General features: G+C 58.5%; 1 protein-coding gene and 1 pseudogene. Both read left to right on the top strand.

Features of this window, described 5'->3' with window-relative positions; translation table 11 throughout:
• The first annotated feature begins 497 nt into the window (after window positions 1-497).
• Window positions 498-1763 carry an IS256 family transposase gene (locus tag AC0B9F_RS37945; RefSeq protein WP_003943361.1) on the top strand — a complete coding sequence of 422 codons (1266 nt, stop codon included), beginning with the start codon at window positions 498-500 and terminating at the stop codon, window positions 1761-1763.
• Window positions 1764-1914: 151 nt separating this feature from the next.
• Window positions 1915-2122, top strand: a pseudogene (locus AC0B9F_RS37950) (IS110 family RNA-guided transposase); the annotation flags it as partial.

Below are 2122 nucleotides of genomic sequence, written 5' to 3' on the forward strand. Positions count from 1 at the left end.
GGTTCGAGGTCATTCGACTTCCGCAAGTCGGGGTCTTTGTCGACGTTCTCAAGGGTCACCCGCTGATTTAAGCAGATCCGACCGATCGTCCTTCACTGTCAGACAACTATGCGAACATCCTCGCTATGAACCTGACCCCACCACTGGCGCTGCCATGGAGGAAAGCACCCTTTACCTGGCAGCGTCCCCCCACACTCGCGCTCAGGTTCTAACAACTCCGTGCCCCGTGCCGGCCACTCCAGGTTCCTACGGCTGGTGGTTCCGAGAGTTGCCCGCTGAGATCAACACGTCAGGGTGTGCGAAGAAGGACGGGCTGACCTTGCTGTATCCGGGGATCAGCCCATCAGCACTTCTCGTTAATGGGAAAGCTCCGAGCAAGCAGACTCTTCGGACTCGGATCAAGACTCACTACAGGGGCAATGCGGGACTGTCTGAATAACGGTGGATCCGGTCCTTGATTCAACACGCCGAGCTGAGCTTGGCGGGAAGGATCGACGATGACCGAAACACTTGATCCCATGGCAGAGACTGAGGTGGATCAGAAGCAGTTGGCCGAGCAGCTCCTGGCTCAGGCCAAGGAGCAGGGCGTGGAGTTGATGGGCCCGAACGGACTCCTCAATCAACTCACCAAAAACGTCCTAGAGACCGCGTTAGACGCGGAGATGACCGAGCACCTGGGCTACGAGAAGCACGATGCCGCCGGCCGCGGCAGCGGCAACTCGAGGAACGGTACCCGTTCGAAGACGGTGCTCACTGAGATCGGGCCGGTGGAGATCGAAGTGCCACGCGACGTCGATTCTTCGTTCGACCCGCAGATTGTTAAGAAGCGTCAGCGACGCTTGACGGGTATCGATGAGATCGTATTGTCATTGACGGCAAAGGGTTTGACGACCGGCGAGATATCCGCGCACTTTCAAGATATTTACGGAGCGTCGGTGTCGAAGGACACGATCTCGCGGATCACCGACAAGGTCGTCGGGGAAATGACGGAGTGGCAGAACCGGCCACTTGATCGGGTGTATCCGGTGATGTTCATCGATGCGGTGCACGTGAAGGTTCGCGATGGGCAGGTCACCAACCGGCCGATGTATGTCGCGATCGGCGTCACCGTCAATGGCGAACGCGACATCCTCGGGATCTGGGCCGGCGAGGGCGGAGAGGGCGCAAAGTTCTGGCTCTCGGTCCTGACCGAGATCAAGAACCGTGGTGTGGCGGACGTCTGCATCGTTGTGTGCGACGGACTCAAAGGATTGCCTGAAGCGATCAACACCGTCTGGGAACTCGCTGTGGTGCAGACGTGCATTATTCATCTGATACGCAACACTTTTCGCTTTGCCTCTCGTAAATATTGGGATGCGATGGCGCGTGATCTCAAACCTGTCTACACCGCTCCGTCGGAGTTTGCGGCCAGGGAACGATTCGCTGAGTTCACGCAGAAATGGGGGCAGCAGTATCCAGCGATTATCAAGATGTGGGACAACGCGTGGAGTGAGTTCGTTCCGTTCCTGGACTACGACGTCGAGATCAGGCGCGTCATCTGCTCGACGAACGCGATCGAGTCTGTCAACGCTCGCTACAGGCGCGCAGTACGGGCGCGTGGGCACTTCCCGACTGAGCAGGCGGCGCTCAAATGCTTGTACTTGGCCACGCGTGCTCTGGACCCGACAGGGAAAGGTAAGGCACGATGGGCAATGAGGTGGAAGCCCGCGCTCAATGCGTTTGCGATCACCTTCGAAGGACGCATCACCCTGAACGGTAACTAACCGACATCAAGGTCGGATCCACCGTTAATCGGACACTCCCGGTATGAGGGTCGGCCCGTTTCGGGCCGGGGACTCGCTTGCAAGTTGCCGTGGGTTGCCGAGTAGGCGAAGCCTGGATCGGTAGTGCCTACATTTGCAGGAGGCCCCGGTGATGTATCAGCGTACGAGTGTCGGATTGGACGTGCACGCACTGTCTGTAGTGGCATGTGCGATCGACGGTCAAACCGGTGAAGTATGGAAACAACGATTATGTCCGGACTCCGGTGAGATCCTCGCCTGGTTGCGTTCGTTGCCGGGTCCGGTGAAAGCCGTCTACGAGGCCGGACCGACCGGATTCGGCCTGTACCGAGCTCTGAATC

The organism is Streptomyces sp. NPDC097129 (assembly GCF_055668065.1).